At 35.9% G+C, this 7,438-nt stretch carries 7 protein-coding genes and 1 tRNA gene; 2 read left to right on the forward strand and 6 right to left on the reverse strand.

The window, feature by feature from the left end:
• Window positions 1-82: 82 nt before the first annotated feature.
• Genes H6W53_RS02565 through H6W53_RS02580 form a run of 4 tightly spaced genes read right to left on the reverse strand, consistent with a single transcriptional unit; the run spans window position 83 to window position 4,867 of the window.
• Entirely contained in the window at window positions 83-1,255 is a 1,173-nt protein-coding gene (locus H6W53_RS02565; protein WP_185204740.1) for an ABC transporter permease, read from the reverse strand.
• On the reverse strand, window positions 1,252-2,418 hold the full coding sequence (locus H6W53_RS02570) for an ABC transporter permease (protein WP_185204741.1): 1,167 nt from the start codon (window positions 2,416-2,418) through the stop codon (window positions 1,252-1,254). The genes H6W53_RS02565 and H6W53_RS02570 overlap by 4 nt, the downstream gene beginning before the upstream one ends.
• Before the next feature lie 20 nt (window positions 2,419-2,438).
• The gene (locus tag H6W53_RS02575) at window positions 2,439-3,437 is read right to left on the reverse strand and encodes an HlyD family secretion protein (protein WP_185204742.1); all 999 of its coding nucleotides are present in this window, start codon (window positions 3,435-3,437) and stop codon (window positions 2,439-2,441) included.
• A gap of 5 nt (window positions 3,438-3,442) precedes the next feature.
• The gene (locus H6W53_RS02580) at window positions 3,443-4,867 is read right to left on the reverse strand and encodes a TolC family protein (protein WP_185204743.1); all 1,425 of its coding nucleotides are present in this window, start codon (window positions 4,865-4,867) and stop codon (window positions 3,443-3,445) included.
• A gap of 232 nt (window positions 4,868-5,099) precedes the next feature.
• Between H6W53_RS02580 and H6W53_RS02585 the strand changes: the two genes are divergently transcribed.
• Window positions 5,100-5,681 carry a hypothetical protein gene (locus tag H6W53_RS02585; protein WP_185204744.1) on the forward strand — a complete coding sequence of 194 codons (582 nt, stop codon included), beginning with the start codon at window positions 5,100-5,102 and terminating at the stop codon, window positions 5,679-5,681.
• An 867-nt stretch (window positions 5,682-6,548) separates the two neighbouring features.
• Window positions 6,549-6,755, forward strand: coding sequence for a DUF2945 domain-containing protein (locus H6W53_RS02590; protein WP_108409756.1), 207 nt, complete (start codon window positions 6,549-6,551; stop codon window positions 6,753-6,755).
• 74 nt (window positions 6,756-6,829) lie between these two features.
• On the opposite strand, the gene H6W53_RS02595 is transcribed toward H6W53_RS02590, so the two are convergent.
• Both H6W53_RS02595 and H6W53_RS02600 read right to left on the reverse strand, forming a co-directional pair.
• Complete coding sequence (locus H6W53_RS02595; protein WP_185204745.1) at window positions 6,830-7,240, reverse strand: hypothetical protein; 411 nt, start codon at window positions 7,238-7,240, stop codon at window positions 6,830-6,832.
• Window positions 7,241-7,363: 123 nt separating this feature from the next.
• Window positions 7,364-7,436, reverse strand: a tRNA-Met gene (locus tag H6W53_RS02600).
• Window positions 7,437-7,438 lie beyond the last annotated feature (2 nt).

The following is a 7,438-nucleotide window of genomic DNA, read 5'->3' on the forward strand; positions in this document are numbered from 1 at the left end:
AATAAATTTTATTAAAATTTGTTAAAGAAATTTTGGTAGGATTATTTGCCTGGTTTTAAAAATCCTCAGACCATCATAAAGATTACTCCCGATTTTTATTTTCTGTTATTGATGAACTGACCAGATATTTTATTCTCAGAATCAGAAGACCTTCAAAAATGATCCATAAAATAATAAGATGAATGACGGAAGGAAGATTGTCTGACAGCGAACCTCCGGATTGTACAATAGAAATAAAGGTCTTTAAAAACGGCGATGTCGGCAAAGCATCAGACAAAAACTGAACAAATTTCGGCAGCGCCTGATACGGCATTGAATATCCCGTAATCAGAAATATCGGATAAGAGGAGAATACAAGAACCTGAAATGCAAACAGTTTCGTCTTAAAAAAACTGCCGATCAGCATTCCGAAAACGATAATTGTAGAAATAAATAACGCAAAAATTACCGCAAGATCAATGGCGTTTCCGCGAATTTCAACTCCGAAAACAGAGAAATTCACTACAGCGAAAAACAATCCGAAAATCATAAAAGCAAAAAAGTAAAGGATGCTTTTCCCAAAAATCATTTTAGAAATACTTTGTTTTGAAATTCCATAAAGATTCAGCAGTTTATTTTCTTCCCTTTCTGAAGTAAAAGCCGCCGCAACGCCAATCAGAAGTGTCTGCTGAAGAATAATCGCCAATAAACCGGGCAACAGGAATCCTCCATACGTCATACTTGCATTGTAAAGCGGACGGTAATCCATATTGATGGGATTCGTCATTTTCATGGATTCATCTTCTCCCATTCCCTTTTTGTTAAAGTACGTTTTCCTCACTCCTGCTCCAACCGTTAAACATACTTTGGTCGCAGTGCTGAGTAAATCGCTGGAAGGTAAAAAACGGGAAGCATTGAGAACCATATTCACATTTGCCTGCTTCTGCGATAAAATATTTCTCTCAAATCCCGACTGAATATAAAAATATCCCTGAACTTCACCCTGATACATTTTTTCCTGTCCTTCCGCAATATTTGAAGCCGGAACGATTTCAATCATGGAAGTGGAATTAAACTGCTGCGTCAATGTTCTGGAAATAGCAGTTCCGTCATCATCAATTAACGCCAGTTTTACCTTTTCTTCACCTTTGTTTAAATAAATACTTCCATACATGAACGCGTACAGAATCGGAGCGAGAAGCAAAATCAGAAACAGACTCGAATCTTTCGAAACATTCCGAAGCTCTATTTTAAATATTTCAATGATCTCCTTCATACGCTCTTTTCTTTAAGATAGTTATTAATTTTTTTCTGAAAAAACACAATGCTTAAAGGAAATGTTACTCCGGTAAAAATCAGCAGTTTAAAAATCTCAGGCATGGCATACGATAAAGGAAGTTCCATGAAATAAAGTTTAATAAAACCATCCAGAAAGTGCGTATAAGGCATAATGTCTGCATAAAACTGATCGTACCAAGGCATCGCCCATCGCGGAAATGTAAAACCGCTGAAAACAAAAGCCGGAGAAGTAAAAAACAAAGCCACATCGGTTACAAAAAGCAGATTATTGGATATTGCGGAAAGCATCATTCCGATGCCGATGCAGGCTAAAGACATTAAAGTATAGATCAGGAAAAAATTGAAATCGGTCTGCGGTTTTCCCAGTTCAAAAACTGGAAATACAATGTAAGCGACCAATACAAAAAGAATCCATGAAATGCAAAGATGAGCAAGTGTTTTTCCGACTACGATCTGTGAGGAAGAAGCGGAAATTTTTAACAGTTCATCAATTGTATTCCGTTTAAATTCAAGATTTAAAATTAAAACAGAAGCTACGACCAAAGCCATTTGAAGACCAACCGTAATCAGTCCGGGCGTTAAATACATCTGATAATTAAAATCCGGATTATAGAGCGTTGTAGTATTCAGTTTTATCGGCTGAACCAAAGCTGTTGCCTGTTCAGCGGGCATTCCCTGCTTTTCCGCTTTCTGGAGAACTACGGCAAGACCGCCTTTTATAATGACTTCTGCGGCTCCTTTATAAATCATTTTTGCAGGAACCAGATATGCTCCGTTGGTATACAAAGTAATGTTCGACTGATGATTTTTTTTAACATCCGACTCCAGATTTTTAGGAAAATGTACGGCTCCGAAAATCTTGCCTTCTTTCATTAATTTTTCTATTTCTGCATTGCTGGAAACCTTTTGTGTAATATCAATAAGATCGCTGTGATCCATCATATCCATAAGCTGTCTGGAAACAGAAGACTGGTCTTCATCCCAAACTGCCATCGGAAGTTCTTTTGCAAACTGCTTCTGGTAAATTAATCCGTAAAAAAGAAATATTATGGGCGGAATGACCAGTAAAACCACATAGAAATTCGGAATCGAAAAAATCCGTTTCCATTCCCGAATGATAATCTGGCTGATTGTTTTCAAGGTTCTTCTTGTGAATTAAATTATTGAAAAATAAGCTGAGCCGTCATTCCTGAACGAAGTCCTTTGATGGAACCTGCGTTTTCCGGTCTTACTTTGATCTGAAACGTTCTGAGTTCAAATTCTCCGTTCTGCTTTTCCGGAACCCAGTCTGCGTAGCCTAAAGCCGGAGCCAGTTCTGCCACCCTTCCCTGAACTTTTTCAGGCGTACAGCCGGGAATTTTCATGGTTACCAGACTTCCTTTATTTATTTTCGTCATCTGATTCTGACGGAGATTAAATTTGACAAAAAAAGACTGATCTTTCTGAATCGTCATCATCGGATACCCTGCATTTACCATTTCTCCTTTTTTGGCAATTACCGTAGAAATTATTCCGGAAGCAGGTGCTTTTATAGAAGCATTGTCTTTTATTTCCTGCGTAAGTTCATCCGCACTTTTTGCCTGATTTAAAACCGATTGTGCTGAGTTTTTAAGCTCTTCATTATTTCCTCTTTTCAAAAGCTGAACATTAAGATTGGCGGTTTCCAGTTCTTTCTGGGCTGCTTTGTATTTGAAATAAATTACGTCGCGTTCCTGTCCGGAAACCACTCCTTCTGCATAAAGATTCTGAAAACGGCTGTACGTTTTAGACATCAGATCCATCTGTTGTTTCGCAATCTGCTGTAAATTCTCTGCTGATTTCAATACTTCCGGTTCTACTCCGCGATTTACTTTATCCAGTTGATTCTGTGCAATTTTTACCGCTTCTGAAACCTGAGACTGTATGCTTTCGATCTCGGAGGTTTTCATCTGTGCAATAATCTGTCCTTCCTTTACATCATCGCCTTCCTTTACCAAAAGCTCCAAAACTCTACCCGGAAGTGAAGCCGAAACGTCCACAAATTCAGCATCTACCATTCCTATAACCGCATCTTTGCTGCTGCTTTCGGAAGATTTGTTCTGAAGAAGATAAATCAGCGCGATGACTAATACAACAATTGGAATACATACTGCCCAGTAATTTTTTATAAAATTTTTCATCTTGTTTAAGGAATGTAATTGGTAATATTTTCGACGTTTCCTGTAATATAAAAATAGGTTGCTACCACAGTCTGATAAGCCACCATAGATGTATAATACAATTTTTCTGCCTCATACTGAAGCTGCAGTGCATCGTTTACATCTTTCACGGAAGAAAGGCTGTTTTCCATTCTTTTTCTCACCATTTCTGTGGTATTATATGCCTGTTTTCTCGCAAGATCCAAGGTTTCTTTCTGCTCTTTGAAAGTGATGAGTTTATTTTCAGAAATTCTGACGGCAAGATCCACCGCTTTCTGTTTCTGATCTATTAACAGATCTGCTTCTTTTACCAAAGATTCAGAAGCCTGATTTCTGGATCTCCTTTCAGGATCAAAAAGAGTCCACTGAACTTCTACTCCCACTAACCACGGCGGCGTGATTAAAGGAAGATCATTTCTGAAAAACTGGTAATTTCCAATGGCAAAAATATTGGGTTTAGACAGAGATTTTGTAATATCGTTCGTGGTTTGTGCTTCTTTTTTCTTACTCTTCAATAATTTCAGATCGGTATTTTTATCTGAGGAACCAAAACTGTTGACTTCAATATTTTCATTTAATTCTTCGTTAATTTCCAAAGATTCATCAAGAGGAATTCCCATCAGATCTTTTAAAGTCAGTAACGTATTTTCCTTTTCAAGCCGTAAATTCTTAAGAGTAGTTTCGCCCTGAATTTTGGCAATATCTGACCAGTTTTTAAGGTAAGGCGGGATGATCTCAGCTTTCAGAAGATTTTGTGCATACTTTTCATTGCTTTCCAGAGCTTCCGCCATTTTCTCCTGCTTTTTGATCATGGAATTAAGGTACATGATCTGAATATAGTTCAGCGAAATATTGTAAGAATTAAGATTCTGAATAGATTCCAGATTGGCTTTCCCGCTTTCCACCTGCTGTTTCGAAAGTTCTCTCGAAGCATTCAGCTTTCCTCCGAGATAAATGGGCTGTCTTACAAGTATTCCGGCAAGAAAATAGCTCTGTTTGGCAATAGCCGGATTGTAATTGGGATAAACCGCGCTAATGATATCTTTTGAAGTCTGATAAATAACATTCTGAACCTGCTGCGGAAGCGGATTTCCTGTGATCTGCTGATAAGCCGCATTGGCAGAATAGGCACTCTGACTGGCTGAACCTTCCACAATTCCGTCTTTTACCTGCTGAAGATTTACTCTGATGGGTTCTCCGATGTAGTTGTATCCGCCAAGAAAATCGACTTTGGGAAGAATATTGTTTTTGCCGGACTGTGCTATTTTCTGCCTTGTTTCCAAAGACTGTTCCGCCAGTTTTACAGCAACATTATTCTGCTTTCCTTTTTCTATGCATTGCTGCAAAGTAAGCTCCTGACAGAACAATTTTGTGGTACATAATAAAGTAAAAGCAATAATCTTATGATTCATAGCCTTAAAATGTGATTTTAGTATCGTGTGTTGTTCCCTTAAAGATATTAAAAATATATAAGAATTTTGGGGAATTATCTTAAAAAATGACTTTCATAAAAACTTTAAAAACATCATTTTAACAATAATGAACCACTTACGTTATAAAATTGTTAATTTTTATTAAATAAATTTAAAATGTATTTGTCTAAACCGGGAAATTATATTTATTTTAGTGCTTTAAAAATTTCTCATGAAAAGATATAATTTATTAATTGTACTATTATTACTTATTTTTAACATTACTACCGCTCAAAAGAAAGGTTCTCCGGCAGCAGATTTCAGTGCGGTAGGTGAAGCTAAAACTAAAATCGAAAATACCGTTCCATTAGTGATCAAGCATTTAAAAGAGATCAGCGAAAAAGAAAGTGATCCTGCTATTCTTTCTAACGGTAAAACCGCTCTGGCAAAGGAATACGGAAAAGTAGAGCTTGAATGGAGACTGTACAGAGGAAATATGAATAACTGCATCCTGAACAATTCTTCCAAAAAAGCGAAGAAGTGTATGGAATATCACAATAATATGTTCAGAGGTACTCTGATTAACTATAACAACTACATCACTAATCTTACAAGAAAGAACGGATATCTTGGAGTGGACGGCGATACAAAATTTGAATTTAACCCTTCTGAAATCACCACAAAACTAAGCGAGTCTTTCTTTAACGGAAATGATGCAGCCAACAGAATGAAAGGAAATCAGAAGAAAGATTTTATCGGGCAGACAATGGCAGATGATAATGCACTTACGCCTTTCAATCAGTTAGCACAATAATTTATTTTTTTAATTAAATGATACGAAATCCTGCTTTTTTAAGCAGGATTTTTTATTTAATGATCAATCTGTAATTCAAAGTTTTATTTTCGGAGGTAAGTTTTAATTTAACACATAAGTCACATTAGTTTTATTTGATCGACATACAGCATTGAAGAACACATTTGTTTTCTGAAAATCTTTGATTTTCTCTTATGTGATAGGAAAACTTTTGATGAGTTCCAGTTTTATTCTATTTAACCTCATTTCAGGATAAGAAATAAATTTAATTAATTGATTTATCGCAAAGAAAAACAAGAGATTTTTTTTACTTATTGAAAGTTTGTAAGCTAAACAAAGGCACTTCGTTTCTTTAAAAAAGACAAAAATGGTATTACTTTGATAAGTTTTACGACTTTGTATATCTTAAAAGCTGAATTCTTAATAGTTAAATCTCCTTGTTTAACCTTGCGTTTAACAAGACTTATCCCGAACTCAGGTTAATTATAAATCTACAATCCAAAGTTTTATTTTCGGAGGTAAATTTTAATTTAAACACATAAGTCACATGAACTTTCATTTGATCGGCATGAAGCATAGAAAAACATATTAATTTTTAAAGCTCTGACTTTTATTATTTTGAAAATTTGAAATATTTAAATTTAACACATAAGTCACATGAGAACTTATTGATCGGCATACAGCATAGAAGAACACATTAGTTTTTGAAAATCTTTGATTTTCTCTTAAGTAATCTTTATTTTAAAATAACTCACAAAACTTATGTGACTTATCTGATTTAAATAAGCGCAGCCAAATCTTCCTCTTATAAACTTTAAAATATGGCATAATAAGTGAATTGTACATCACAACCAAATCCAAACAAAAATGAGCACATTAAAAAAAGGAGACATGGTGAGATGGAATTCCAGCAACGGAGAAACTCACGGAAAGATTACAAAAATTCATAAAAAAGACTTTGTATTTATGGATAAGCAAAGAAGAGCGACAGAGGATGAACCACAATACGAAGTCATGAGCGAAAAAACAGGAAAATCAGCCGTTCATAAAGCTTCTTCCCTGAAAAAAATGTAAAAAAATAAGCGGTTTCAAAAGTATAATTCAGCATTGCCTTAACTTTGAAACCGCCTTAAAATTTTTATAGTAGATTATTTGATTTTATCATAAATAAATTTGGTAACAATAGCTCCGAAAAGATAATAAGCCACCGTCATTACTTTCTTTTGGGTACTTTCAGCAACAGGATTTTCATCCAGACCCATCTTTTGTGGCAGTGTAATGGCTCCGATTCCCATTGCCAATCCGGAAGCGATATTAAAACCTGTGGTGGCGGTAGTTGCATAATACATTCCGTTGCCGATAATATCTCCGGCTAAGGTTGCAGCATACAGTTTATCGTGATCTGTAATTTCGGCATCAGCTTTCGCCAAAGTTTTATTTAATACTTCTTCTCCCACTTTATTGATTTCGGGAACATTGTCGAAGTTTTTCCTGATGGTTTCGTGCAGAAGGTTCAGCGCGATTGCTCCGCCCAAACCTGCGAGAATTTTTTTATACATGATATTATGATTTAATGGTGTATCATGATACCTGCATAAATTAAGCCATACCGGCATTTACTAATTCACGGTTTAAAGAAATAAAAAAGAGTATCACAAAAACTGCAATACTCTTTACAATAGTAGCGGGAACCGGACTCGAACCGATGACCTTCGGGTTATGAGCCCGACGAGCTACCTACTGCTCCATCCCGCGGT

Origin of the sequence: Chryseobacterium sp. C3, assembly GCF_014218905.1 — a bacterium.
In the GTDB taxonomy this organism is placed as follows: domain Bacteria; phylum Bacteroidota; class Bacteroidia; order Flavobacteriales; family Weeksellaceae; genus Chryseobacterium; species Chryseobacterium mucoviscidosis.